This window comes from Marinibaculum pumilum (genome assembly GCF_042646425.1).
GTDB classification, from domain to species: domain Bacteria; phylum Pseudomonadota; class Alphaproteobacteria; order Ferrovibrionales; family Ferrovibrionaceae; genus Marinibaculum; species Marinibaculum pumilum.
Window position 1 is genome coordinate 310036 of the sequence record NZ_JBHRTR010000054.1, and the last position, 23688, is coordinate 333723.

At 71.4% G+C, this 23688-nt stretch carries 23 protein-coding genes and 1 tRNA gene; 12 read left to right on the forward strand and 12 right to left on the reverse strand.

All coding sequences use genetic code 11. From position 1 onward, the window contains the following. Positions 1 to 31 precede the first annotated feature (31 nt). Positions 32 to 2470 (reverse strand): ATP-binding protein, encoded by a 2439-nt coding sequence (locus ACFOGJ_RS28310; RefSeq protein WP_379906649.1) that lies wholly within the window; start codon positions 2468 to 2470, stop codon positions 32 to 34. Between the two features lie 32 nt (positions 2471 to 2502). Beyond that, complete coding sequence (locus tag ACFOGJ_RS28315; RefSeq protein WP_379906650.1) at positions 2503 to 3849, reverse strand: NAD(P)/FAD-dependent oxidoreductase; 1347 nt, start codon at positions 3847 to 3849, stop codon at positions 2503 to 2505. Between the two features lie 95 nt (positions 3850 to 3944). Between ACFOGJ_RS28315 and ACFOGJ_RS28320 the strand changes: the two genes are divergently transcribed. Continuing rightward, positions 3945 to 4616, forward strand: coding sequence for a pseudouridine synthase (locus ACFOGJ_RS28320; protein WP_379906651.1), 672 nt, complete (start codon positions 3945 to 3947; stop codon positions 4614 to 4616). Here the strand turns inward: ACFOGJ_RS28320 and ACFOGJ_RS28325 are convergent. Continuing rightward, positions 4543 to 5253 carry a class I SAM-dependent methyltransferase gene (locus ACFOGJ_RS28325; RefSeq protein ID WP_379906652.1) on the reverse strand — a complete coding sequence of 237 codons (711 nt, stop codon included), beginning with the start codon at positions 5251 to 5253 and terminating at the stop codon, positions 4543 to 4545. The genes ACFOGJ_RS28320 and ACFOGJ_RS28325 overlap by 74 nt on opposite strands. 84 nt (positions 5254 to 5337) lie before the next feature. Between ACFOGJ_RS28325 and ACFOGJ_RS28330 the strand changes: the two genes are divergently transcribed. Both ACFOGJ_RS28330 and lepA read left to right on the forward strand, forming a co-directional pair. Beyond that, a complete protein-coding gene (locus tag ACFOGJ_RS28330) occupies positions 5338 to 5838 on the forward strand; it encodes a PaaI family thioesterase (protein WP_379906653.1) in 501 nt (166 codons plus the stop codon). Positions 5839 to 5881: 43 nt separating this feature from the next. After that, on the forward strand, positions 5882 to 7687 hold the full coding sequence (gene lepA, locus ACFOGJ_RS28335; RefSeq protein WP_379906654.1) for a translation elongation factor 4: 1806 nt from the start codon (positions 5882 to 5884) through the stop codon (positions 7685 to 7687). 397 nt (positions 7688 to 8084) lie between these two features. On the opposite strand, the gene ACFOGJ_RS28340 is transcribed toward lepA, so the two are convergent. After that, entirely contained in the window at positions 8085 to 9119 is a 1035-nt protein-coding gene (locus ACFOGJ_RS28340; protein ID WP_379906655.1) for a hypothetical protein, read from the reverse strand. 1 nt (position 9120) lies between these two features. Continuing rightward, positions 9121 to 9423, reverse strand: coding sequence for a hypothetical protein (locus tag ACFOGJ_RS28345; protein ID WP_379906656.1), 303 nt, complete (start codon positions 9421 to 9423; stop codon positions 9121 to 9123). A gap of 273 nt (positions 9424 to 9696) precedes the next feature. Between ACFOGJ_RS28345 and ACFOGJ_RS28350 the strand changes: the two genes are divergently transcribed. Then, positions 9697 to 9786 (forward strand) — tRNA-Ser (locus ACFOGJ_RS28350). 268 nt (positions 9787 to 10054) lie between these two features. Beyond that, complete coding sequence (locus ACFOGJ_RS28355; protein WP_379906657.1) at positions 10055 to 10951, forward strand: TauD/TfdA dioxygenase family protein; 897 nt, start codon at positions 10055 to 10057, stop codon at positions 10949 to 10951. 15 nt (positions 10952 to 10966) lie between these two features. Here the strand turns inward: ACFOGJ_RS28355 and ACFOGJ_RS28360 are convergent, their stop codons facing one another. Together ACFOGJ_RS28360 and ACFOGJ_RS28365 are read right to left on the reverse strand one after the other, a co-directional pair. Then, positions 10967 to 11662, reverse strand: coding sequence for a class I SAM-dependent methyltransferase (locus ACFOGJ_RS28360; RefSeq protein WP_379906658.1), 696 nt, complete (start codon positions 11660 to 11662; stop codon positions 10967 to 10969). Continuing rightward, positions 11652 to 12137 (reverse strand): Rrf2 family transcriptional regulator, encoded by a 486-nt coding sequence (locus ACFOGJ_RS28365; protein ID WP_379906659.1) that lies wholly within the window; start codon positions 12135 to 12137, stop codon positions 11652 to 11654. Before ACFOGJ_RS28365 ends, ACFOGJ_RS28360 begins: the two co-directional genes overlap by 11 nt. Positions 12138 to 12258: 121 nt before the next feature. Between ACFOGJ_RS28365 and ACFOGJ_RS28370 the strand changes: the two genes are divergently transcribed. Next, positions 12259 to 12951: a class I SAM-dependent methyltransferase gene (locus tag ACFOGJ_RS28370; RefSeq protein WP_379906660.1), complete on the forward strand. Its 693-nt coding sequence runs from the start codon at positions 12259 to 12261 to the stop codon at positions 12949 to 12951. 9 nt (positions 12952 to 12960) lie between these two features. Here the strand turns inward: ACFOGJ_RS28370 and ACFOGJ_RS28375 are convergent, their stop codons facing one another. Beyond that, positions 12961 to 13884 carry a DUF1801 domain-containing protein gene (locus ACFOGJ_RS28375; RefSeq protein WP_379906661.1) on the reverse strand — a complete coding sequence of 308 codons (924 nt, stop codon included), beginning with the start codon at positions 13882 to 13884 and terminating at the stop codon, positions 12961 to 12963. Positions 13885 to 14198: 314 nt separating this feature from the next. Beyond that, positions 14199 to 15107 (reverse strand): SMP-30/gluconolactonase/LRE family protein, encoded by a 909-nt coding sequence (locus ACFOGJ_RS28380; protein ID WP_379906662.1) that lies wholly within the window; start codon positions 15105 to 15107, stop codon positions 14199 to 14201. Between the two features lie 263 nt (positions 15108 to 15370). On the opposite strand from ACFOGJ_RS28380, the gene ACFOGJ_RS28385 reads away from it, so the two are divergent. The 3 genes from ACFOGJ_RS28385 (at position 15371) to ACFOGJ_RS28395 (ending at position 17563) form a co-directional block, all read left to right on the forward strand. Then, complete coding sequence (locus ACFOGJ_RS28385) at positions 15371 to 15847, forward strand: nuclear transport factor 2 family protein (RefSeq protein WP_379906663.1); 477 nt, start codon at positions 15371 to 15373, stop codon at positions 15845 to 15847. 82 nt (positions 15848 to 15929) lie between these two features. Next, positions 15930 to 16163, forward strand: coding sequence for a hypothetical protein (locus ACFOGJ_RS28390; protein ID WP_379906664.1), 234 nt, complete (start codon positions 15930 to 15932; stop codon positions 16161 to 16163). Beyond that, complete coding sequence (locus ACFOGJ_RS28395) at positions 16160 to 17563, forward strand: amidase (RefSeq protein ID WP_379906665.1); 1404 nt, start codon at positions 16160 to 16162, stop codon at positions 17561 to 17563. The genes ACFOGJ_RS28390 and ACFOGJ_RS28395 overlap by 4 nt, the downstream gene beginning before the upstream one ends. Before the next feature lie 27 nt (positions 17564 to 17590). On the opposite strand, the gene ACFOGJ_RS28400 is transcribed toward ACFOGJ_RS28395, so the two are convergent. Together ACFOGJ_RS28400 and ACFOGJ_RS28405 are read right to left on the reverse strand one after the other, a co-directional pair. Continuing rightward, complete coding sequence (locus tag ACFOGJ_RS28400) at positions 17591 to 18187, reverse strand: DUF1826 domain-containing protein (protein ID WP_379906666.1); 597 nt, start codon at positions 18185 to 18187, stop codon at positions 17591 to 17593. Positions 18188 to 18210: 23 nt separating this feature from the next. Beyond that, positions 18211 to 18963 carry a hypothetical protein gene (locus ACFOGJ_RS28405; protein WP_379906667.1) on the reverse strand — a complete coding sequence of 251 codons (753 nt, stop codon included), beginning with the start codon at positions 18961 to 18963 and terminating at the stop codon, positions 18211 to 18213. Between the two features lie 298 nt (positions 18964 to 19261). Between ACFOGJ_RS28405 and ACFOGJ_RS28410 the strand changes: the two genes are divergently transcribed. The 3 genes from ACFOGJ_RS28410 (at position 19262) to ACFOGJ_RS28420 (ending at position 22818) form a co-directional block, all read left to right on the forward strand. Beyond that, the gene (locus ACFOGJ_RS28410) at positions 19262 to 19435 is read left to right on the forward strand and encodes a hypothetical protein (protein WP_379906668.1); all 174 of its coding nucleotides are present in this window, start codon (positions 19262 to 19264) and stop codon (positions 19433 to 19435) included. 167 nt (positions 19436 to 19602) lie between these two features. After that, positions 19603 to 21558 (forward strand): DNA helicase RecQ, encoded by a 1956-nt coding sequence (gene recQ, locus ACFOGJ_RS28415; protein WP_379906669.1) that lies wholly within the window; start codon positions 19603 to 19605, stop codon positions 21556 to 21558. Between the two features lie 33 nt (positions 21559 to 21591). Beyond that, positions 21592 to 22818, forward strand: a complete 1227-nt coding sequence (locus ACFOGJ_RS28420) for an FAD-dependent monooxygenase (RefSeq protein WP_379906670.1) — start codon at positions 21592 to 21594, stop codon at positions 22816 to 22818. A gap of 17 nt (positions 22819 to 22835) precedes the next feature. Here ACFOGJ_RS28420 and ACFOGJ_RS28425 read toward each other — a convergent pair. After that, a partial coding sequence (locus ACFOGJ_RS28425) for a hypothetical protein (protein ID WP_379906671.1) occupies positions 22836 to 23688 on the reverse strand: 853 nt, incomplete at its 5' end.

The window sequence follows — 23688 nt, forward strand, 5'->3', positions numbered from 1 at the left end:
GCCCCTGGCAATCTTGCTCTGGCAATCCCCGTCAACCTTGCATTCGTTTGCCGGCCAGGGCGCGGCCCAGCGCCGCCCGCAGATCCTCCGGCGCGAAGGGCTTGGCCAGCCAGGCAGCGAAACGGTCGGCGGCCTCCGGCTCCTGCGGCCCGCCCGTCATCGCCACCACCGGCAGGCCCGGCCGGCGGCGGCCGACCTCCGCCGCCAGCTCGCGCCCGCCCATGCCCGGCATCGTCAGGTCGGTCAGCAGCAGCTGCGTCTGCGCCGCCGCCGGCTCGCCCTGCAGCAGCGCCAGCGCTTCCGCCCCGCCGGTGGCGCCACGCGCCCGGCAGCCGGCCTGCACCAGCACCGCCAGCGCCAGCTCCCGCGGCTCCGTCTCGTCGTCCACCACCAGCACCCGCAGCCCCGGCGGCAGCGCGACCTCATGCCCGTCCTCGTCAGCGGGCCGCGCTGTCGGGACCGGCGCCGCGGCGCCCGGTGCCGCGACCGTCCCCGCCAGCGGCAGGCGGATGGCGAATGTCGTGCCCGCGCCCGGCCGGCTGGTCACGTCGATGCGGCCGCCATGGGCGCCGACGATACCGTGCACCACCGACAGGCCGAGCCCGGTGCCGCGGCCGGTCCGCTTCGTCGTGTAGAAGGGTTCGAAGATCCGCGCCGCCACCTCCGCCGGCATGCCGGTACCGCTGTCGCTGACCTGCAGCAGCGCCCAGGGCCCGTCCTTTCCCGCAATCTCCTGCTCGACGCCGACGGAGACCCTGATCTCGCCGCCTTCCGGCATGGCGTGGCGGGCATTGCTGATCAGGTTCGACAGCACCTGGTGCAGCTGCACCGGGTCGGCATTGACCATCGGCCGGGCCGCCGCATCGTCCGGCAGGTCGCGTACCAGGGCGATGCCGGTCTCGCTCTCCGGCAGCTCCAGGTCCAGGCTGTCGCCCACCGCCTCCGCCAGGTCCATCAGCTCCGCCTCCGGGCCGACCTTGCGGCCGAAGGTCAGGATCTGCCGGATCACGTAGCGGGCGCGGTCGGCGGCGCGGCGGATCCGCTCCAGATAGTCGGCCAGGGCCGCATCGTCTTCCGCCGCCCCCTCCGCCGGCGCAGCCGCCTGCAGCCGTTCCTCCGCCATGCGGACATAGCCGACGACCGGGGTCAGGATGTTGTTGAGGTCATGGGCGATGCCGCCGGCAAAGGTGCCCAGGGTCTCCAGCCGCTCGCGATGCTCCAGCTCCGCCTGCAGGGCGCGCCGCGCCGCCTCCGCCCGGTGGCGCGCGGTGACGTCCAGGCCGGTGGCGATGAAGGCCGGCGCCGCCATGCCCGGTGCGGATGGCTCGCTGCCCGGCGGCAGGGGGGCGATGGTCCAGGCGAAGACGGCGCTGTCGGCACCGCCCGGCAGCTGGAACTCCCGCACCGGCGGGCGGGTATCGGCGAAATGGGCTTCCGCCTCCTGCCGCTCCGCCGGCGCCGCGACCATCTCGGCGATCGGCCGCGACACCGCGGCGGCGCCGAAGGCCTGCGCGAAGCGGCCGTTGCACTGCAGGATCCGGCGGTCGGCGTCCAGCACCGCCACCGCGGCGGGCGCGCTGCTCATCAGAACCGCGTTCATGTCGCGCTCACGCCGCACCGCACCGAAGGCGGCGGCCAGGTCGGCGGCCATCTCCTCCAGCGCCCGCGCCAGGGCGGCCAGCTCGTCGCGGCCGCGCACCGGGATCCGCTGCACCTGGCGCTGCGCCGCGATGTCGCCGGCGGCCCGCTCCAGCACCGCGACCGGGCGCAGGATCAGCCGGCGGGCCAGCAGCCAGGCCAGGCCCAGCAGCAGCATGGACAGGGCCGCGCCGATCCCCAGGATCCACCATTCCAGCCGCTTCAGCGCCAGCGCGACGGTATCGCGGGGCGCGCTCACCACCAGCATCCAGCCATAGGCCGGATAGCCGCCGGCCACGTAGGGAACCGACCGGCCCGGCAGGGGGGCGACCCCGGCCAGCGGCGGCGAGGCCGGGTTCCGCCCGTCCAGCAGGTCGCGCCACAGCGCCTCGTAGTCGCGACCGCCGCGCATCGTGCTCATGATCAGGGTGCCGTCGCTGCGCAGCACCGTCAGATGACGCTCCTCGCGCAGCACGATCTGCTGCCAGGCGAGCGCGAGCGCGCCCTCGCGGGTGCCCGGGTCGGGGTCCAGATGGTCGCCGATGCCGCGGCTCAGCCAGCCCGTCCCGCCGCCGTCCGCCGCCTGGCCGCCGCCCTTTTCCTGTGCGCCGGTCGCCGGTTCGGCCTGCGCCGGATCGCGCTTCGTCGCGGCAGGCGGCAGGGTCGCCGGGGCCTCCACCTGCTGCAGGGCGGTCAGCACCCGTTCCAGGTGGGCGTGGTGACCGCGCAGCAGCCCGTCCTCGAAGGCGTCGATGGCGACCAGGAACAGGCCGGCCATCACCGCGATCACCGCGGGCAGGAAGGCCAGGAACAGCTTCGTCGACAGGCGCACGCGCCACACTCCCGATCGTACCGACCGACGGCTCAGAGCCGGTCGAGCAGGCGGAACCAGGCCAGCGCCAGCGCCAGCAGCGGCCGGCGGAACCGCTCCCCGCCCGGGAAGGGCAGATGCTCCAGCCGCGCCAGCCGGTCCCAGTCGGTCCAATCCCCTGCGCCGCCGCCGGCCGCGCCGTCACCGCCGGCGGCCTCCGCCAGCAGCCGGCCGGCAAGCAGCGACAGGGCCAGGCCATGGCCGGAATAGCCGTGGGCATAGTATATGCCGTCCGCCGTCCTGCCGAATTCCGGCAGCCGCGAGGCGGTTATCGCCAGGGTACCGGCCCAGGCATGGTCGATGGCCAGGTCCCGCAGCTGCGGGAAGACCGGCCACATGCGCTGGCCCACGAATCGCTTCAGGTCCTGCGGCTGCGGCCCGCCGGCATTCTCCCCGCCACCGAACAGCAGCCGGTTGTCGGCCGTGCGGCGGAAATAATTCACCGCATAGCGGCTGTCGGCGACGGCATGCCCCGCCGGCAGGACCGGCGGCACCAGGTCCGGCGGCAGCGGCGCCGTGGTCAGGATGAAATTGTCGATCGGCAGGATGCGGCCGCCGATCTCCGGCAGGAAGCGGCCGCGATAGCCGTTGCAGGCGACCACCAGGCGGTCCGCACGCACCTGACCGTCCGGCACCGTCACCGCGAAGCCGCCGCCGGCGACCCGCTCCACCGCCACGGCCGGGGTCTGCGCGTGCAGGCGCGCACCGGCCGCCACGGCAGCCTCGGCCAGGCCCAGCAGCAGGTTCAGCGGATGCAGGTGCATCGCCCCCATGTCCAGGGTGCCGCCGAAATAGGCCGCGCTGCCGCTGATCGCCGCGGCTTCGGCCGCATCGACGAAGCGGATGTCGGCATAGCCGTAGCGGTCCTGCAGCTGGCCGGCGGTGCGGCGGTACTCGTCGACCAGGCGCCGGCGATGCGCCAGGTGGGCGACCCCGTGGCGCAGGTCGCAGGCGATGCCGTGGCGTGCCACCCGGTCGCGGATCATCGCCTTGGCGTCCTCGGTCAGCCGCCAGAGGGCGGCGGCCCAACCGGCCCCCAGCTTCGCCTCCAGCCTTTCCTGCGACCAGTTCAGCCCGGTGCCGACCTGGCCGCCGTTGCGGCCCGAAGCGCCCTCGCCCAGCGCGCTGCCTTCCAGCACGACGCAGTCGGTGCCGCGCTCGGCCAGATGCAGGGCGGTGGAGATCCCGGTCAGGCCGCCGCCGACGATGCAGATATCGGCCCGCGCCGCGCCGCGCAGCGACGGCGCCCCGGGCGCCGCGCGGGCCGTGGCCTGATAGTAGCTGAGCCCCTGGCGTCGCGGTACCGGCGTCAGGTCGTCATGCCGGTCGGTCTGTGTCATCGGGCGGGGGTCCGGGGAAGGGCCGCGGGCCGCGCCCCCGCCCTGCGGCGGTGTGGCCCGCGACTCCGTCGGCATGGCATGGCACACTCGCCCTCGTGCCACGCTATATCGCCTTTCACAAGCCGTACGGGGTGCTGAGCCAGTTCACCGGCACAGCCCAGCAGCGCACCCTGGCGGATTTCGGCCTGCCGGACGGGGTCTATGCCGCCGGCCGGCTGGACAAGGACAGCGAGGGGCTGCTGCTGCTGACCGACGACGGGCCGTTCATCGAACGCCTGCTGTCGCCCGCCTTCGCCCATCCGCGCCGCTACCTGGCGCAGGTTGAGGGCGTGCCCGACGCCGCCACCCTGACCGCCCTGGCGAACGGCCCGGTGCTGAAGGACGGGCCCAGCCGGCCCCTGGGTGTGAAGCTGCTGGACGAGACCCCGGACCTGCCGCCGCGCGAGCCGCCGATCCGCTACCGCAAGACGGTGCCGACCTCCTGGCTGCTGCTGACCCTGCATGAGGGGCGCAACCGGCAGGTCCGTCGGATGACCGCCGCGGTCGGCGTGCCGACCCTGCGGCTGGTGCGGGTGGAGATCGGCGCCCTGGCACTCGGCGACCTGGCGCCCGGGGAGTGGAAGGAGATCCGCGCCGAGGACGTGCTGCCCGGCGACCCGCCGCCGCCATCGCAGCGGGCCCGGCCGCAGCAGCCTAGGGTCCCGCAGCCGAAGCGGCCGGGCGCGCGTTCCGGCATACGAGGAAGACGGACCGGCAGTCGGCGGTGAAATCCTGCCGCTCGATCCGCCAGCCCGCCGCCTCGACCTTCTCCCGCAGCGCCGACAGCGGCGTCTCGCGATAGCCGACCTCCCACTTGTGGGCGTCGAAATCCTCGTGGTCGCGGATCCGGAAGCGCTTCAGGAAGCGCAGCTTGCGCAGGAAGGAGCGGCGGCGGAAGACATGCCGGTTCCAGTACAGGTTCATGCCGAACTGCGTGCCCTCGAAAGGAACCGACAGGATCAGCCAGGGGGTGCCGGAGGCGGCCATGGCGGCCAGCACGCCGTCGACCTGCGGCCAGTGGATATGCTCCAGCACCTCGCAGGCGATGATCGCGTCGTGGCCGGCGCACTGCTCCGGCTTCAGGGCGCGGATATCGGCCTGCACATGGCCCACCGCGCCCAGCGGCGGCGGCATGGGAGAGACGTCCAGGGTGGTCACCCGGTAGCCGGCATTGGCCAGCATCGCGGTGACCAGGCCCCAATAGGGCCCGACCTCCAGGATGTCGGTCACCGGCAGGTCGCGCAGCAGATGCACCTGGAACCATTGGTGCGTGATGCGCTTCTCGGTGTAGTAGGCATGCCAGCGGCGGCGCTGCTCGTCGGCGACGGGCGGCGCGGCGCGGTCTTCGGGCACCTGGTGCAGCATGGCGCGGATGATAGGAGCGGTGCCGCCGGACGGCAATCGCTGCCACATTGCCGCTCGGCAGGCGCGGTGATATGTACCCGCGCCATGTCCAGCCTGTCCGCCGAAACACCCTCCCGGCAGGATCCCGTCCTGCCGGTACCGCCCGGTTTCCGCCGGTTGCGGGACTTCTGCGCCTTCGCCACCGCCAACGGGCCGATCTACGGCCGGCTGGACGGGCCGGGGCGCTTCACCATGGCGAGCCGGCTGACCCAGGACCACGACAACCTGGCGGGGATGTGCCATGGCGGCTGGCTGATGAGCCTGGCGGACATGGCGATCGGCTTCGCCTGCTCCACCTCCAGCGACGATGTGCGGCGCAAGTTCCTGCCGACCGTCTCGCTGACGGCGGAGTTCCTGGCGCCGGGCCGCGCCGGCCAGTGGGTGGAGGCATCCGCCGAGGTGCTGCAGACCGGCCGGCGGATCGCCTTCGCCGAATGCCTGGTGCGGGCCGACGGCGAACCGGTGCTGCGCGCCTCCGGCACCTTCAAGGTGCCGACGGCGGAGGATGCGCCATTCGCTATCGAGGACCTGCTGCTGCCCGAATGACGGCGCGCCCAACCTTTAGAGAGATTCTGGAACCGATCCGGCGATGACCGACCTCAGCCATATCCGCAACTTCGCGATCATCGCGCATATCGACCATGGCAAGTCCACCCTGGCGGACCGGCTGATCGAGAGCTGCGGCGCCCTCGACAAGCGGCTGATGACCGCGCAGGTGCTGGACTCCATGGACCTGGAGCGCGAGCGCGGCATCACCATCAAGGCGCAGACCGTCCGCCTCAGCTACAAGGCGCGCGACGGCCGCACCTACATCCTGAACATGATCGACACGCCCGGCCATGTGGACTTCGCCTACGAGGTGAACCGGTCCCTGGCCGCCTGCGAGGGCTCGCTGCTGGTGGTCGACGCCAGCCAGGGGGTGGAGGCGCAGACCCTGGCGAACGTCTACCAGGCGATCGACAACGACCATGAGATCGTGCCGGTCCTGAACAAGATCGACCTGCCGGCGGCCGAGCCGGAGCGGGTGAAGGAACAGATCGAGGATGTGATCGGCCTGGACGCCACCGACGCGCTGGAGGTCTCCGCCAAGACCGGCATGGGGATCGAGGACGTGCTGGAAGCGCTGGTCCACCGCCTGCCGCCGCCGAAGGGCGATGCCGACGCGCCGCTGAAGGCGCTGCTGGTGGACAGCTGGTACGACGCCTATCTGGGCGTGGTGGTCTTGATGCGGGTGATCGACGGGCGCATCCGCAAGGGCATGAAGATCCGCTTCATGGCCAACAAGACGGTGCACCTGGTGGACCGGGTCGGCATCTCCACCCCGGCGAAGGCGGTGGTGGACGAGCTGGGTCCTGGCGAGATCGGCTTCTTCACCGCCGCGATCAAGGACATCGCCGATACCAATGTCGGCGACACCATCACCGAGGAGCGCAACCCGACACCGGAGCCGCTGTCGGGCTTCAAGCCGTCGATCCCGGTGGTCTGGTGCGGCCTCTACCCGACCGACGCGGCCGACTACGACGACCTGCGCGACAGCCTGGGCAAGCTGCGCCTGAACGACGCCTCCTTCCATTTCGAGGCGGAGAGTTCGGCCGCCCTGGGCCTGGGCTTCCGCTGCGGCTTCCTGGGCCTGCTGCACCTGGAGATCGTGCAGGAACGGCTGGAGCGGGAGTTCAACCTCGACCTGATCACGACCGCCCCCAGCGTGGTCTATCACCTGAACATGCGCGACGGCACGCAGCGGGAGCTGCACAACCCGGTCGACATGCCGGAGGTGATGAAGATCGAGAGCATCGAGGAGCCCTGGATCAAGGCGACGATCCTGGTGCCCGACGAGCATCTGGGCTCGATCCTGCAGCTCTGCCAGGAACGCCGCGGCGAACAGCTCGACCTGACCTATGCCGGGTCGCGCGCGATGGCGGTCTACCGCCTGCCGCTGAACGAGGTGGTGTTCGACTTCTACGACCGGTTGAAATCGGTCAGCCGCGGCTATGCCAGCTTCGACTACCAGATGGACGGCTATGTCGAGGAAGATCTGGTCAAGCTGACGATCCTGGTGAACGACGAGCCGGTCGACGCGCTCGCCCTGATCGTGCATCGCAGCCGCGCGGAGGGGCGCGGCCGGCAGCTCTGCGAGCGGCTGAAGGAGCTGATCCCGCGGCAGATGTTCCGCATCGCCATCCAGGCGGCGATCGGCGGCAAGATCGTCGCGCGCGAGACCCTGTCGGCGATGCGCAAGGACGTCACGTCGAAATGCTATGGCGGCGACATCACCCGCAAGCGCAAGCTGCTGGAGAAGCAGAAGGCGGGCAAGAAGCGGATGCGCCAGGTCGGCAATGTGGAGATCCCGCAGGAGGCCTTCATCGCCGCCCTGCGCATCGGCGACGAGTCGTAGGCCTCAGACTCCGCGGCACTGGATCCCGCCGCCGCACAATCTTTGCCGTCGCCCTCGGGCCCGACCCTACGGGATTCACATATCTCTTCTCTTCGACACGCCTCCCTGCTGCCGTCGCCCTCGGGCTTGACCCGAGGGGCCTGACGGGACAGGGAGGCCGCGCAGCTTCGCCGCCTTGCCACGATCCTCGGCTCGGGGGCCGAGGATGACGGCAAAAAGGGAGGACCGCAGGGCTGATTTGGCTCCCTGACGAGATGTGTGAATGCCGTAGGGCTCGACCCGAGGGCCGCGACGATGCGTCGCCGCAGCCCGGCAGAACCGTCCCGCGCAGCGTCTCCTTCCCGTCACGGTCCCCGGCTCGACGGCCGGGCCGTATTGCGCGACCGGTATCGCTCCCTCAGCCACCACCGATCCGCCAGACGATGCCGCCGCCGTCCAGCACCGTCTCCAGCCGCAGGAAGCGGTCATGCGCGGCCAGCGCCCCCTCCCACAGCGGGTTCCAGGCATCCAGCGCCATCTCCGGCGCCACCGGCAGGCCCTCCACCAGGCGCCAGCCCTTCTGCACCACGGTGACCGCGCCACCGTCGCGGCCGATCTCCGCCGCATCGCCCTGCGCCTGCGAAAGGCGCTGCAGCATGAGCGCGAAATCCTCTGCCGTGCGCCCGGCGATGCCCAGGTCGGCCATCACCGCCTCGTGGAACTGCAGGCCGATCAGGCGCGCTGTGCGGCCGATCAGGGCGGCCGCTTCCGCCGCCCCCCACTGGTCCTGCATAACCGGCAGCATGGCGCGCAGATATTCCACCGCATAGGCGCGCTCGATCTTGGCCAGCCGCTCCGCCGGCCAGGCGGCACTCTCCAGCACCGGCTCTGCGGCGGGATCGTGCGGCGGCGCCCGCTCGTTCTCGGCGAAGCGCACCCGCTCTTCCGGCGCCAGGTCGCGGTCGTATTCGAAGTAATAGCCTTCCAGGCCGGGATCGCCGGCGACCGTCTGGCCGGTGCAGACGAAGCCGAGGCGCGGATTGCCCAGGCTGACCCCGTTATGGCCGTGCCAGCCGTGCAGCATCGCCTCGTTCACCGTGCGCGGGATGCCGCAGATCGCGGTGCCCTGCCAGATCCAGCGCGGCGGCGGATAGCGCACCCAGGCCTTGGCGTCGCTCTCCGGCATGTATTCCGTCTTCACCCCGCCCAGGGCGTTGGAGAAAAAGTGGTACTGCGCGCAGGCCACCGCATGCGGCAGCCGGTCCAGCCCCAGCTTGGCCAGGCCGGGCAGGAACTTCTCCAGATGCTGGCGGCGGAAATGGCCGAAGACATAGGCCTCCGCCGCCTCGGTCCCGCGCTGGCTGACCAGGGTCAGCACCAGTCCGGTCATCAGCGCGTTGTACAGCCGGCCGACGGCGCGGTAGCCGGCGGTCGATTCGGTGAAGCCCGTCATGTCACAGCACCCGCGTCCGGCGCCGGCGGAACAGCAAAACCAGCACCAGGCCGGGAATGCCGAACACCAGCACGGCCGGCTGAAGCAGCAGCCAGCGGATCGCATCCCACAGGCCGGGCCAGAGATGGCGCTGCACGCCGGCCTGCGAGGCGTTGAGGCTTTCGGAATGCAGCTGGTACCAGCGGCGGCCGAATTCCTGGAACTGCAGGTCGCCGGTCTGCAGCCAGTTCAGCAGGTCGGCGCCGAGCGCGGCGACCGCCAGCAACAGCAGGATCCAGCCGATGGTGCGCAGGATGAAGGACAAGGGCGCCTCGCATGTCGCGCCCGGGCAGCCGGCCGGGCAGGGAGTGAAAGGCCAATGTCGCTCATTGCAACCGACAAAGGCAATTCACCCCTGCGGGAATGCCTGCCGGGTGGGTTCCAGCCGCGGCCGCGTGTCGCTGACAGGACCGCATTCACGACCATTGCATTGAGGCGCCGGATTCTTATGATGCGCGCCTCATGCAGCGCAGCCTGCGGCCCCGCAGCCGCGCCCCCAGGGGCGTGCGACGACCGGCCCGCAGGCCCGGCGCTCTCCGGAGGGATGGCCGAGCGGTTTAAGGCGCACGCCTGGAAAGCGTGTTGGGGTGGAAGCCCCTCGGGGGTTCGAATCCCCCTCCCTCCGCCACCCTTCGCCCCCCAAAGTCCCTTTGGCGGGCTTCGGGTGGCAGGCCACCCGGAACCGCATCTCGGGCGAAGGCGTGCCCTCCATAGCCTTGGCGAAGGAGGGCAGCAGAGGTTCGCATCCGCTCCCTCATCGCCGGCCCAGCGCCGGCCACGCGCTTCTCCAGCTGTCGACCGTCTTCGGATGCGTTGCGCCAAGCGGGCCGCCTTGCCCGCCGGGTCCGACCGTCCGAAGATGCCGGACAAGAAACCGGCGGGAGGAGGAACCGACTATGGCCATCGCGGAGGCGGCGGAGGCCGGGCTGGATGTCAGGCCGCTCTCGGGCTCCCTGGGGGCGGAGGTGCGGGGCCTGCGGCTGGCCGGGGCGGGGGTGGATGAGGCCGCGACCGTCACCGACCTCTTAATGCGGCACCAGGTGCTGTTCTTTCCCGAGCAGCATCTGAGCCCGGACGAGCATATCGCCTTCGGGCGGCTGTTCGGTCGGCTGGAAGGGCATCCGAACCTGGCGACCGATCCGGAGCGGCCGGAATTCTTCGAGCTGCGCGCGACCGACGGCGCCGGCGGCATCGCCGACGAATGGCACAGCGACCTGACCTTCCAGGACGAGCCGTCGATCTATTCGATCCTGCACATGCGGACATGTCCCGCCGTTGGCGGCGACACGATGTGGGCCAGCATGTACCGCGCCTATGACGCGCTGTCGCAGCCGATGAAGGAGCTGTGCGAGGGGCTGTCCGCGATCCACAACGCCGCGCCGCATGACCGGGCGGAGAAGATGGCCGTGCACCCGGTGATCCGCCGGCATCCGGTGACCGGGCGGAAATCGCTGTTCGTGAACGAGCATTTCACCCGCCGCATCGTCGAGTTGAGCCGTGCGGAGAGCGATGTCCTGCTGGCGCACCTGACCCGCCACGCCACCCAGCCCCGCTTCACCATCCGCTACCGCTGGCAGGCGGGCACCATCGCGATGTGGGACAATCGCTGCACCCAGCACCATGTGCTGGACGACTTCACCGGCGAGCGGGTGATCCAGCGGGTCACCGTGGTCGGCGACCGGCCGGAGCCCGCCGCACCCCTCCGCCATGTCCCGCATGACGGCAGCCGCACCGCGACCAGCTGGTGGGACCTGCCCTATCGCCGCTTCCTGCGCGAGCGCGCCGGGACCTGAACCAACCGACCCGCCTCACGCATAGCCAACCCAGCCGCGCCAGGTGAAGGCGGCATAGAACGGGGTGACATCGCGGAAGCCCGCTTCGCGCAGGATCGCCTCGTCCGCCTCCGGCGGGAGCAGGGCCAGGCTGCGGTCGACGGCCGCGCGGGCGTTCCATGCCAGGCCCGGATCGGCGCCGCTGGCGATCGCGAAGGCGGCATAGCGGTCGAGCCAGCGGGCGCGGGCCGGTTCCGCCTGCGGGAAGCTGGAATGGGCGGCAATGAAGGGCGCGCCCGGCTTCAGGCGGCGGCGGACCGCCTCCGCCGTCCGGCGGCGCTCCGCCGCGTCCAGGAAATGCAGCACCAGCAGGCAGGTCGCCGCATCGAACGGGCCGTCGGGGGCATCGTCGATGGTGCCGCAATGCAGCCGCGCGCGGTCCGCCAGCGGCCCCATGGTCCGGCCGGCCAGCGCCAGCATCTCCGGCGCCGGGTCGACGCCGTCGAAGCGCCAGCCGGGCTGCGCCGCGGCAAAGGCCTTCAGCTCCAGTCCGCCGCCCGCGCCCAGCACCAGCAGGCGCGCATCGTCCGGCACGACCTCCGCCAGCAGGATCGCGGCCATGCGGTGCAGGTCGGCAAAGCCGGGCACGAAGCGCGGCGGGCCCTCGGCATAGCGCGCGACCGCCGCCGGATCGGCGAAATGGGCCTGCAGGTCACCGGCATCAATCGCCATGCACCACCTCCATGTCATAGGTCGTTCGTTCGCTTTCCCCCGGGCCGCCGCATGCGGCGAGCCGGCGATGGAAATCCGCGCTCAGAGCCGCCAGGGTCACCTCCCCCAGGCGGGCGAGGAGCAGCGCCTCGGCTTCCCGCGCGGCACGGTCCAGGGCGGCGTTCACCGCCTGCTCCACCAGGCAGCCCGGTGCCTCCGTCCGGTGACCGAGGGCGACGAGGTCGGGCGCGCCGAGGGCCTCATGGATGTCGCGCAGGGTCACCTGTGCCAGGTCGCAGGCCAGCGACCAACCGCCGCCATGACCCTTTTCAGAGCGCACATGCCCCTGCCGCCGCAGCCCGGCCAGGGTGCGGCGCACGACCACGGGATGGCTGCCCATCGCCTTCGCCAGGACTTCGGACGTCACCGGCCCCCCGGCCTCCGCCATGTGCAGCAGGACATGCAGGACATCGGACAATCGGCTGTCGCGCTTCATGTAACTTATATTGTTACTTGAATGAATGATAGCAAGAGGCGGCCGATGCGGATTCCCGCCATTGACCGTGAGGGCAGAAACGCCGCATCTCCGGCCGTCTGTCCGGAAAGGGGAGCCCGCCTTGCCCACCGAAGCTCGAGACTTGCGACCCGGCGCGGCAGTGTCGCGCGACGCGCGGTTCTGGGATCGCACCGCGCGGAAATATGCGCGGTCGAAGATCGCCGACCCCGAGGGCTATGAGCGCAGCCTGGCGCGATGCCGCCACTACCTCCGCGCGACCGACCGGCTGTTCGAGTTCGGCTGCGGCACCGGCACCACCGCGCTGCGGCTGGCGCCGCATGTGGCGGAGCTGGTCGCCACAGACATCTCGGCGGAGATGATCGCCATCGCACGGGAGCGGGCGGCGGCGGAGGGCTGCGCGAACGCGACCTTCCAGGCCGCAGACCCGGCGGCGATGGATGGGCCCGATGCCGCCTTCGACGCGGTCGCGGGCTTCAACGTGCTGCACCTGGTCACCGACCGCGCCGCCGTGCTGCGCAACCTGCACCGGATACTGAAACCAGGCGGGCATTTCATCTCCAAGACGGTCTGCCTCGGCGATGCCGGCTGGCCCGCCCGCCTGGCCTTCCGCGCCCTGATCCCGGCGATGCAGCTGGCGGGCAAGGCGCCGTCGGTCGCCTTCCTCGACGGCGGGCAGCTGGAACGGGAAATCGCGGCGGCGGGCTTCGAGATCGTCGCGCGCGAGCGGCACGGGTCGAAGGGCCGGGACATGCGCCCCTTCCTGGTGGCGCGGAAGCCGGCAGCCACCGCCTGACGGTGGCGGCTACCGCTTTCGGCGGCCGGCGCGGGACAGGTTCAGCTGCACGGCGGCGCGGATCAGGTCCGCAAGGGCGGCCTCGTCGACGGCCTCCCCCTCGCGGATGTCGATCGCCCGCCGCGCATTGCCCTGCAGGCTGGCGTTGAACAGGCCGGCCGGGTCGTCGAGCGCGGCGCCGCGGGCGAAGGTCATCTTCACCTTGTCCTTGTAGGTCTCTCCGGTGCAGAGGATGCCGGCATGCGACCAGACCGGCACGCCGCGCCATTTCACTTCTTCCTCCACTTCCGGGTCCGCCCGCCGGATCACGGCGCGCAGCCGCGCCAGCATCGCGCCCCGCCAGTCGCCCAGCGCGGCGATCGTCCCGTCGATCTGCGCTGACGCCGGCGGCACCTCTTCCGCGGCGGCTGCGCCGGCATCCGGCTTTGCCTTCCGCTGCGCGGTGCCGCCGCTCCGCGCGCCGGGATCCCAGCCGGGCAAGGCCGCCGCCTGCCGGATCCAGTCCGCCAGGGCGGCCTCGTCCAGCCGCTCGCCCTCGTGGATGTGAAAATAGCGGGTGTCGGGATCCTTGGAGGCGACCGGCGGCGGCGGCTTCAGCGCGGCGCCGCGGAAGAAGGCGAGCTTGAGATATTTCGTGAAACTGTGCAGGCCGAGGAACCAGCCGCGGCCCTCGATCCCATAGAGCGGCGAATTCCACTTCACCGCCTTGCGCACCTCGGGCAGCGTCTCTGCGATGAGCGCGTCCAGGCGGTGCCCGGTCTCGCGCTTCCAGCCGGGCAGTGCCGCCAGATAGGCCTGCACCGGCGCATCGCCCTCACCCTTGGGAATCTGCGGATTGCCGCCCGACAGCAGGCGCGGCGGCGCGGCCGCATCGGCGGCTTTCGCCGCCTTCCCTGCCGCGCCCGTCCGACCTTCGGCTTTCCCCTTTGCCATGGCCTTCGCTCCCTTTCGTTGCGCCGCGATAACGCCGGCGGCGGGAAGCCGTCAATCCGCGGCGGAAACCCGTCCAGGACGGCGGCGACACATCTGCCGCAGGGCGGCACGATCCACTATCTTCCGCCGGCAATCCGGCCGAAGCCGTTTGGCGGCTGGCCGCCACTGGGTCGAAACGGGGAATGTCGATGCGCCATGCCGCCGAGGTCGAGAAGGCCTCCGCCGAGGTCGTCGACCTTCTGGACCGGATGCTGGCGGACCGACAGCGGGCGTCATAGGCAGCCGGCGTCACAGGCAGCGGCCGGCTGCCGCGGTCAGCCCTCGAGCAGCGGCCGCAGATTCGGCGCGAAGCGGTCCTCCGGCAGGCCGGTGGCGCCGAAGGCGGCCTGCGCGTCGAAGGCGAAGGTGGCGCCGGACAGTGGCGCGGCGGCCCGCGCAGCATCGCCCATCAGCACGCTGGCCGTGGTGATGTAGAGGGTGCCCAGCTCCGGGCCGCCGAAGCAGGCGCAGGTCACGTTCGGCGCAGGCAGGTGCACCGCCGGCCCGCGGCTGCCGTCCGGGTTCCAGCACTGCACCCGGCCGACCCCGAAGGCGGCATTCCACAACCGCCCCTCGCTGTCGACGCAGGAGCCGTCGGGACGGCCGTCGTCGGGACCGAGGGTGGCAAAGACACGGCGGTCGGCGATCGCACCGGTATCCGGGTCGTAGTCGAAGACGAAGATCTCCTGCCCGGCGGTATCGGTGAAGTACATCAGCCGCCCGTCGGGGGAGAAGGCAATGGAATTGCTGCAGCCGATCCCCTCCAACAGGGTTTGCGGCGGCCCGCCCCCGTCAAAGGAGATCAGGGAAGAGAGAGGCTTCAGCCCCTTCTCGTCCACGCCGCCGGCCAGGAAGCGGCCCGACCTGTCGCAGCGGCCGTCGTTCAGCCGGGTGGTCGGCAGGTCCGGCTCGAACTCGTGCATCGGGACGCGGCGGCCGCTGTCGGGATCGAAGGCGAACAGGCCGGTGTCGAAGGCGCCGAGAAGCAGCCCTTCCGGATCCAGCGCGAAGGATGCCATACGGGCGGGCAGCGGCAGGACCCGGTGGTCGCCGCCATCGGCGTCGCAGGAATGCAGCCGCCGGCCCTGGACATCGGTCCAGAGCAGGCGCCCGGCCCTGTCGTCCCACTGGATCCCCTCCCCCAGCGCGCAAAGTGCCGGTACCAGAGGCCTGGCGGCGATCATCGGAGCCGGGCCGCCATGGCCGCCCGGGAAGGTGAAACTGTCTGTCGCATGGCGGATCGCTGCTGGTCCTGATTGCCCTGGCGGACCCTAGCGCGGCGGTTCGCGGCGGCGCAATCAACACCGCCTCAGCCACCCACCTTCCGCAATCTTGTCCTGGAGCGCACGAAAACCTGCATTGCCGGGCCGGTGTCTTGCGCCGCCCGCAGGCCGGGCGTAGGCCGGATCATCGAGCCTCGAAGTGGCCGCCGCAAAGGAGCGCAGAGATGAGCAGTGACGACCTCGCCGCCCGCATCGACCGACTGGAATCGATCGAGGCGATCAAGAAGCTGAAGCACATCTACATGGAGCATTGCGACCTGGGCTATCCGCCGGCGAAGCTGGGCCCGCTGTTCGTCGACGATGCGGTCTGGACCAACGCCCTGTTCGGCCATCACGACGGGCGCAAGGCGATCGAGACCTTTTTCGGCGGCGTCTCCGGCCAGATCGTCTTCGCCGCGCACCTGGCGCTGAACTTCATCATCGACGTCGACGGCGACACCGCCACCGGCAGGTGGCGGATCCTGATGCCCTGCACGATGATGGAGGACGGGCAGAAGGTCGCGCGCTGGATCCTGGGCGACTATGACGAGGAATATGTCCGCCGCGACGGTACCTGGCTGTTCAAGAAGATCGACTTCGTGATCAACTTCAACGTGCCCCAGGACCAGAGCTGGGCCGGCCAGGAGCAGGTGCGCGGCTGATACAGGCATGCCCGGGGCCGGCCACCGGCCGGCTCCGGCGGATGGCAGACGGCAGACGGCAGACGGCAAGGGGGTGCGAAAGATGGGCAAACGCGAGGCGGTCACCGCCGCCACGATCGCCGCGGTGGCACGGCAATATGCCGGCCATCCGCTGGAAGAGGCGCGGGCCGAAGGCTATGCGGCGGCACTGGAGCCGCTGCTGGAGCAGATCGCCGCGCTGCGGCGCCTGCCGCTGAAGGAGATCGAGCCGGCCGTGGTCTTTCAGCCGATCGAGACGCCGCCGCGCAGTTCCGGCCGCGGGGAGGGGCAGCGATGACCGACCTGACCCGCCTGGACGTCACAGAGCTGGCAACGCTGATCGAGGGGAAGAAGGCCTCGCCGGTCGAGGTGGTGCAGGCCTTCCAGGGCCGAATCAAGGCCGTGAACGATCGCCTCAACGCCTTCGTCACCGAAACCGCCGATGCCGCGCTGACGGCCGCCCGCGCCGCGGAGGCGGAGATCGCGGCCGGCGGCTACAAGGGGCCGCTGCACGGCATCCCGATCGGCCACAAGGACCTATATGCCACGGCCGGGGTGCGCACCACCGGCGGCTCGCAGGTGCTGGCCGACAACATCCCGGAGCAGGACTCGACCGTGGTCGGCCAGCTTGCCGCGGCCGGCATGATCAGCCTGGGCAAGCTGAACACCCACGAGTTCGCCTATGGCCCGACCAACGAGCATTCGATGTTCGGCCCGTCCCGCAATCCCTGGGACACCGACCGGATCACCGGCGGCTCCAGCGGCGGCTCCGGCGCGGCAGTCGCCGCCGGCCTGGTGCCGATCGCCACCGGCAGCGATACCGGCGGCTCGATCCGCATGCCGGCCGCCGCCTGCGGGGTGACCGGCCTGAAGCCGACCTATGGCCGCGCCAGCCGCGCCGGCATCTTCCCGCTGTGCTGGACGATGGACCATCCCGGCCCGCTGTCGCGCTCGGCCTACGACGCGGCCCTGTTCATGACCGCGATCGCCGGCCGCGATCCCCGCGACGCCGCCACCGCCGACCGGCCGGGCATGGACTATGCCGCGGCCCTGACCGGAAGCATCAAGGGCCTGCGGATCGGCCTGCCGCGCCACTACTTCTACGACCGGGCGCAGGCGCCGGTCTGCGACGTCGTCGAAGCCGCCCTGGCGGAGCTGGAGAAGCTGGGCGCCACCCTGGTGGATGTCGAGCTGCCGCATATCGACCATGCCGCGGCGGCGGCGATGGCGATCTATGTGGCCGAGGCGACGGCCTATCACGACGACACCCTGGACGACCGGGCGCATCTCTATACCGAGCAGGTCCGCACCTTCCTGGAGCTGGGCGACCAGCTGCTGGCGAAAGACTATCTGCACGCACAGCGCTACCGCACCCTGCTGGGCCGGGAGATGGCGGCGGTGCTGGCAGATGTCGACGTGCTGGCGACCCCGGGCATTGCGCTGACCGCGACCCCGATCGGCCAGGAGAATGTCACCATCCGCGGCGCGGAGGACGGCGTGTTCGGCGCCATCCTGCGCAACACAGAGCCGTTCGACCTGACCGGCCTGCCGGCGCTGGTGGTGCCCTGCGGGTTCGCCGACGGCCTGCCGGTCAGCCTGCAGATCGCCGGTCGCGCCTTCGACGAGGCCGGGGTGCTGAATGTCGGCCATGCCTTCCAGCAGGCCACCGACTGGCACCGGCGATACCCGCAGCTGTGAACGGCGGAGCTGTGAGCGGCGAAGCGGTCAGACCCGGCCCGGATCGGTAAGACAGAACAGCAGGCGGGTGCGACCGCTGCCGGCGATCGGCGGCGAGCGATGCACGACGGCATCGCCGCCGGCATCGCGGGCGCCGCGGAACAGTGCGACATCGAAGGGCCGAAGACGGCGCAGCGGCCCGCGATAGTCCCGTTGCTGCTGCAGGGCGCGTTCGGCATGGCGGGCCGTCACATATTCGGTGGCCGGCCCGTCATAGGTGGTCAGCAGCCGCAGCCGGACCATGTCGCGGTGGAACTTCCAGCAGGCATCGCCGGTCACGGCTTCCAGGCGCAGCTCCAGTTCTGCCGCACCGGACAGGATGGCGAAGCGGCGGAGCAGCGCCTGCATGTCGGCGCGCAGGGCCGGCCCGATACGCTCCCGGGTCCGGTCGTCTAGGTCCCGGCCCAGCACGGCCGGGGCACCGGCAAGCCGCAGGTCGGCGACGGGCGGCCCGCCCCGCAGGGCGGCGGCCAGCTGCGGGTCGGCGGGCCGCCGCCAGACGGCCAGCCCCGCGCCGCCGGCAACTGCCATATCGAGGATCGCCGGTTCCGGTCCTGCCAGAACGAGCGATCGCCCCGCTTCCATCCGCATCGCCTCCGCGCGCATCGCTAGAATTTCAGCTCGATATTGAACGACAGGACGGCATCCGGGGCGGCATCGGTCCAGCCGAGCAGCAGCGCCACCCGCGGCTCCAGGATCCGGCCGCGCCCGAGGTCGAAATCGCCGTACAGCGCCGGCCCGACGAAATGTTCCTGCTGATCCAGCGGCGGCGCATTGCCGAACGCCTCGTCGACGGCGCCGAAGGCCTCCACGCCGGCATCGATGCCGCCGCCGATCCCGGTACTGACGGACAGGGCGTAGGACAGGCCGGCATCGACGCCGTCCTCGAAAGGCAGGTCGACGAACAGGTTGCCGATCGTCGCGACCGGGCCCCAGGTGACCTCGCCCACCGGACCGACGGTCGCCACCGCCTTGCCGATGCCGCCGGTATTCGGAATCCCCAGCGCCGTGTAGAGCCCCAGCGCATAGCTTGCCGCCCCGTCATGGCCGTGGTCATGGCCATGATCGTGGTCATGCCCGGCGCCAGCCCCGCCGAGAGGCAGCAGGAACAGGCTCTCGAACTCGTAGGCCTCCACCTCCGCCGATTCCGATTCCGGATTGGCGATCTCCAGCGCCACCGTCGGCTTCCAGAAGGACAGCGGCGCGTAGCTGAGCGCCAGCTCGTGGACCGAGCGCTCGTCGCCGCGCGCGACCTCGCTCAGCACCACGGCGTTGAGGCTCTCCAGCTCGAATCCGTCCTTGCGGATCTCCGGGTGGATGACCTCGAAGACCTCGGCAGCCGACGGCGCTGCGCCCAGCACCGCCGCCCCCCAGGCGGCCGCGACAAGGATCCCGGGCCCTGTCGGCCGTCGCCATGCCCCGGACCTGCCGCAGCCGGCCGATGCCCTCTGATGCGGACGCGCTCCTTCTTGACCGTTCATCGGCCCCCTCCTTGATGTATGTTATAACATTACATTCCAAGATTAGGGGCGGACCGCCCGGCATGCAAGCCGGCGACGGAACCATGCGAATGGCAGAGGCGATATCCAGCAGTGGGCCGGAACCGGGACCGGGGCAGAGTTGTTTCCTGATTGCCCGAAATGCACAGGAACCGTGGTTATGTCAGACAACAGCAAGCGCAAGGAAAGCGACAAGGTCGACGAGGAACTGGAGGAAACCTTCCCCGCCAGCGACCCGCCCAGCTACATGCCCGGCCATGCCGGGGAGCCCCGGCCCGCAAAGGACAAGGCGCGCAAGGACAGCGGCAGCAAGGATAAGGGCGGCAAAGGCTGAGCCTTGCCATCTGGGGCCGCTTCCGGCGATTCCATCCCGTTCCAGGGCGCCTGACGCGGGGACCGGGGCGTCGCCCTGGCTGGATCTGCATACCCCGTTGCCAACCCCATCCCGAACGCTGCTAGAGTCGCCCCCCGCACAGGTGGCGCCGCAATGGAGGGGCAGGGGTGGCAGAGGCGATGGAGCCGGACGGCACGCAGGCAGGCCCGGAAGCTGCGGGTGTTGCCGGGTCCACCGGACCGGACCCGCAGACGCCCGAGCCGCCGTCGCCGGAAGGGTTGGATGCGGCGCGCCGCATCCTGACGGAACGCTTCGGCTTCCGTGACTTCCGCCCGGGCCAGGCGGAGATCGTCGCCGCGCTGCTGTCGGGTCGCGACGTGCTGGCGATCATGCCGACTGGCGGCGGCAAGTCGCTGTGCTACCAGCTGCCCGCGCTGCTGGAACCGCGGCTGACGATCGTCGTCTCCCCCCTCATTGCGCTGATGCGCAACCAGGTGGCGCAGCTGCAAAGCCTGGGCATCCCCGCCGGCGCCCTGCATTCCGGCAACAGCCCGGAGGAGAACCGCGACCTGCTGCGGGCCGCCGCGGAAGGCGGGCTGAAGCTGCTCTACGTGGCGCCGGAGCGCCTGGTGCGGCCCGACCTGCAGGCCGCGCTTCGCCGCGCCGGCATCGGCCTGCTGGCGGTGGACGAGGCGCATTGCGTGTCGCAATGGGGGCACGACTTCCGTCCCGAATATATGCGCCTGGCGGAGATCCGCGCCGAACTGGGCAATCCCCGCATGATCGCGCTGACCGCCACCGCGGACACCGCGACCCGCGGCGACATCGTGGAGCGCCTGTTCGCCGACGGCCCGGACGGGGCGGCGCCGCGCATCTTCGTGCAGGGCTTCGACCGGCCGAACCTGCACCTCGCCATGCGGCCGAAGGAGCGCGCGCCCCGCCAGATCCTGGACTTCGTCGCCCGCCAGGGCGGTGCCAGCGGCATCGTCTACTGCGCCTCCCGCCGGCAAACCGAGGAACTGGCGGAGATGCTGAACGGCAAGGGCATCCGCGCCCTGCCCTATCATGCCGGGCTGGAGCCGGCGGACCGCGCCCGCAACGAGGAGCTGTTCCTGCAGGAGGACGGCATCGTGGTGACGGCGACGATCGCCTTCGGCATGGGCATCGACAAGCCCGACGTGCGCTTCGTCGCCCATGCCGCCCTGCCGAAGAACATCGAAAGCTACTACCAGGAGATCGGCCGTGCCGGCCGCGACGGCCTGCCGGCGGAGACCCTTACCCTGTACGGGCTGGACGATGTCCGCCTGCGCCGGCTGCAGATCGAGGAAAGCGACGCCGCCGACGAGCAGAAGCGGGTGGAGCGCCAGCGGCTGAACGCCCTGGTCTCGCTGTGCGAGGCGCCGCGCTGCCGGCGGCAGACCCTGCTCGCCTATTTCGGCGAGGAGGTCGCCCCTTGCGGCCATTGCGACCTCTGCCAGGAAGGCGTGACCCTGGTCGACGGCACGGTGCCCGCGCAGATGGCCCTGTCGGCGATCGCCCGCACCGGCCAGCGCTTCGGTACCGAGCACCTGGTCGCCATCCTCTGCGGCGACGAAAGCGAAGCGATCCGCCGCTTCCAGCACGACTGCCTGCCCACCTTCGGGGTCGGCCGGGAACGGCCGAAGACGGAATGGCGGGCGATCTTCCGGCAGGTCTATGCCGCCGGGCTGATCGCGCAGGACTATGCCCGGCACGGTGCCTGGACGATCACCCCGGCCGGCAAGGACGTGCTGTTCGGCCGCCAGGGGATCGAGATCCGGATGGACCAGCTGCAGGCCCGCGACCGGAAGAGCAAGGGCCGCGCCTCGGGCAGCGCCGCGGCGGCCGCGGCCGAGGCCGACCTGTCGGCGAAATCGCAGGCGCTGCTGCAGCGGCTGAAGGCGAAGCGCGGCGAACTGGCGAAGGCGCAGAACGTGCCGGCCTATGTCGTCTTTCCCGACCGTACCCTGATCGAGATGGCGCAGGCCCGCCCCACCGACCCGGTCGCCCTGGGCCAGCTGCACGGCGTCGGCCAGGCGAAGCTGGAGCGCTATGGCGAGACCTTCCTGGCGCTGATCCGCGAGGCGGCGGCTTCGGCCGCCTGAACAGGGGAACCGGCCGATGCGGCAGCGGCGGACATGAAGGCGATCATCGCCGGTGCGGGGATCGGCGGCCTGACGGCGGCCCTGGCCCTGCAGCGCATCGGCTGGCAGGTCCAGCTGGCCGAGGCGGTGCCGGAGCTGCGCCCCCTGGGGGTCGGCATCAACCTGCTGCCGCACGGCTCGGCGGTCCTGCACGACCTGGGGCTGGGCATGCGGCTCGCCCGCATCGGCGTGCGCACCCGCGCGGTGGAATACCGCACCCGCTTCGGCCATCTGATCGCTTCCGACCCCCGCGGCATGGAGGCCGGCTTCCCCACGCCGCAATACTCCATCCATCGCGGCGCCCTGCAGTTCATGCTGCTGGAGGCGGCGATGGAGCGGCTCGGCCCGCAGGCGGTCCGCAGCGGGTTGCGCCTGACCGGCTTCGAGGAAGCCGGCGACAGGGTGACCGCCAGCTTCGCCACGGCCGACGGCGGCAGCGAACGGCTGGAAGGCGATATCCTGGTCGGCGCGGACGGCTTCCATTCCGCGGTGCGGGCGCAGCTCTATCCCGGCGAGGGGCAGGCCCACTACGAAGGCGTGATGATGTTCCGCGGCGCCCACGAGCAGGCGCCGTTCGGCGACGGCCGGACCATGTTCATCGCCGGCAATCACGACGTGAAGTTCGTCTGCTACCCGATCTCGGAAGAGGCGCGGCGCCGCGACCGGGCGCTGCTGAACTGGGTGGCGGAGCTGCGCCATGACAGCCCGCGCCCGCTGCATCCCGGCGACTGGTCCCGCCGTGGGTCCCGCGACTTCATCCCGCGCTTCCGCGACTTCGGCATCGACTTCCTGGACATCGTCGCGCTGATGGAGGCGACGGAGGAGATCTTCGAGTTCCCGATGATCGACCGCGACCCGCTGCCGCGCTGGAGCGTCGGCCGGGTCACCCTGCTGGGCGACGCCGCCCATCCGATGTATCCGATCGGCGCCAACGGCGCCTCGCAGGCGATCCTCGACGCCGCGGCCCTGGCGGAGGCGCTGGCCGCCGCGGAAGCGCCGGCGGCGGGCCTCGCCGCCTACGAGGCGGCGCGGCTGCAGCCCGCCAATGCCGTCGTGCTGGCGAACCGGCAGTCCGGACCGGAGCGGGTGCTGGACATCGCCGATGCCCGGGTCACCGGCCCGGACGACCGGATCGAGGACCTGATCAGCGCCGCGGAACTGGAGGAGGTGGCGCGCAGCTACCGCGCCCTCGCCGGCTTCCGCCGCCGCGACGAGGCCTGAGCGACGACGGCACGGGCTCAGCGGCCGATGCTTTCCAGCGGGGCGCCCCGTGCCGGGATCGGCCGGCCGGCCAGCAGGCTGCGCGCGAAGCCGTAGGCGATCGCGGCCCCGCCAAGCGCCTCCCCCCAGGCAGTGGGGCCTTCCAGGAAGGGCTGCAGGGGCGGCGCCAGGTCGGCACCGACCGTTACCCCGTCCAGCCGCTCCCAGGCGAAGTAGTAGACCGGGCCCAGATGCAGCCCGCCGGCCGTCAGCCAGGTGGAATCGTAGCCGCCCGCGGCCAGCATCGGCGCAGCGATGCCGACCTGCCGGTCGCCGCGCGCGGTCATCCCCGCCAGGTCGGCCAGCGGCCCGTCGCCGCCCGGCGTGCGCCCCATGTCCATCCAGATGCCCCAGCCCTCGAAGATCCGGCTGAAGATCGCCAGCCCGGCGGCATAGCCTTCCGCCCCGCCGTTCAGGGCGCCGATCGCCGCCATCGGCAGGGCATTGTAGTGGTAGCGGGTGGCCTGGGTGCCGTCCGGCGCCGCCACCAGCCCGCCGCCGCGCATGCGCCAGTAGATGCCGCCCAGCAGCATCGACAGTTCCGCCCGCTCCGGCGCAGTCAGGCCGGGATAGGGCAGCACGGCGCGCTCCCGGCCCGCCGCCCGCAGCGCCGCCGCCTCGGCCGCCGCCTGCGCCCGTCCGGCGGCATCGATCCGCCGCCGTTCGGCCAGCAGGGCGGCGATTCGCCGCCGCAGCGCGTCCAGGCGCGCCCGCGCCGCCGGCGGGATCGTGCAGGCCCGGCCGTCCGGCACGGCTTCCGCGGCGGCGGCGGCGCGCGCGAAGCCGGCCGCGGCGCGCTCCATTTCCGGCAGCCGGATCTTGCCCAGGATG

Coding starts and splice junctions, on each gene's coding strand:
- ACFOGJ_RS28385 (WP_379906663.1), top strand. CDS start 15,371: ATGAGCAGTGACGACCTCGCCGCCCGCATCGACCGACTGGAATCGATC.
- ACFOGJ_RS28390 (WP_379906664.1), top strand. CDS start 15,930: ATGGGCAAACGCGAGGCGGTCACCGCCGCCACGATCGCCGCGGTGGCA.
- ACFOGJ_RS28340 (WP_379906655.1), bottom strand. CDS start 9,119: ATGACGGGCTTCACCGAATCGACCGCCGGCTACCGCGCCGTCGGCCGG.
- ACFOGJ_RS28395 (WP_379906665.1), top strand. CDS start 16,160: ATGACCGACCTGACCCGCCTGGACGTCACAGAGCTGGCAACGCTGATC.
- ACFOGJ_RS28330 (WP_379906653.1), top strand. CDS start 5,338: ATGTCCAGCCTGTCCGCCGAAACACCCTCCCGGCAGGATCCCGTCCTG.
- ACFOGJ_RS28355 (WP_379906657.1), top strand. CDS start 10,055: ATGGCCATCGCGGAGGCGGCGGAGGCCGGGCTGGATGTCAGGCCGCTC.
- ACFOGJ_RS28420 (WP_379906670.1), top strand. CDS start 21,592: ATGAAGGCGATCATCGCCGGTGCGGGGATCGGCGGCCTGACGGCGGCC.
- ACFOGJ_RS28400 (WP_379906666.1), bottom strand. CDS start 18,187: ATGGAAGCGGGGCGATCGCTCGTTCTGGCAGGACCGGAACCGGCGATC.
- ACFOGJ_RS28325 (WP_379906652.1), bottom strand. CDS start 5,253: ATGCTGCACCAGGTGCCCGAAGACCGCGCCGCGCCGCCCGTCGCCGAC.
- ACFOGJ_RS28365 (WP_379906659.1), bottom strand. CDS start 12,137: ATGAAGCGCGACAGCCGATTGTCCGATGTCCTGCATGTCCTGCTGCAC.
- ACFOGJ_RS28375 (WP_379906661.1), bottom strand. CDS start 13,884: ATGGCAAAGGGGAAAGCCGAAGGTCGGACGGGCGCGGCAGGGAAGGCG.
- ACFOGJ_RS28410 (WP_379906668.1), top strand. CDS start 19,262: ATGTCAGACAACAGCAAGCGCAAGGAAAGCGACAAGGTCGACGAGGAA.
- lepA (WP_379906654.1), top strand. CDS start 5,882: ATGACCGACCTCAGCCATATCCGCAACTTCGCGATCATCGCGCATATC.
- ACFOGJ_RS28380 (WP_379906662.1), bottom strand. CDS start 15,107: ATGATCGCCGCCAGGCCTCTGGTACCGGCACTTTGCGCGCTGGGGGAG.
- ACFOGJ_RS28360 (WP_379906658.1), bottom strand. CDS start 11,662: ATGGCGATTGATGCCGGTGACCTGCAGGCCCATTTCGCCGATCCGGCG.
- ACFOGJ_RS28315 (WP_379906650.1), bottom strand. CDS start 3,849: ATGACACAGACCGACCGGCATGACGACCTGACGCCGGTACCGCGACGC.